At 65.7% G+C, this 437-nt stretch carries 2 protein-coding genes; one reads left to right on the forward strand and one right to left on the reverse strand.

The features are described from left to right. On the forward strand, nt 1-81 hold an 81-nt coding region (locus tag DMB80_RS28965; protein ID WP_162938744.1), incomplete at its 5' end, for a helix-turn-helix domain-containing protein. A gap of 30 nt (nt 82-111) precedes the next feature. Here the strand turns inward: DMB80_RS28965 and DMB80_RS27850 are convergent. After that, nucleotides 112-437: TIGR02391 family protein (locus DMB80_RS27850; protein ID WP_240431425.1), on the reverse strand; the 326-nt coding region annotated here is incomplete at its 5' end.

Raw genomic sequence — 437 nt, forward strand, 5'->3', positions numbered from 1 at the left:
GCCAAGGGCCGCACCGTGGCGGAGATCGTTAAGCTCACCGGCATCAGCCGCGCGAGCGTGTACCGCGCTCTCGCCGAATAGACCTCACCGAGTCACAGCTTCCGCGACGTGTCAGACCGTGACCAGCTCGCACTTGTCGATCCATCGCGCGAGGATGCTCAGCGTCGCTAATTGCTCTAGAGCCTCTTGCTTGGGCAGCTCGTCCGTGGTGTGGGTGGCCACATTGCGGATGGCGGAGAAGACGCCCTGTGCCATGTTGAGCATCCCCACGCGCATCGACTTCACCGTCAGGTCGTCGTCCTTGCCGGGCCACCTCAGGCGCGGCTTTCCCTCCTGGGCAGGTGAGGGCGAGAACGCCTGTGCGACAAGCTCACCGTCCCCCAGCTCGTACCGCCCCGTGCGGTCCTTCACGACACCGCTCAGCGCCGTAGCAGCCC

This window comes from Mycobacterium kyogaense (assembly GCF_003254575.1).
Taxonomy (GTDB): domain Bacteria; phylum Actinomycetota; class Actinomycetes; order Mycobacteriales; family Mycobacteriaceae; genus Mycobacterium; species Mycobacterium kyogaense.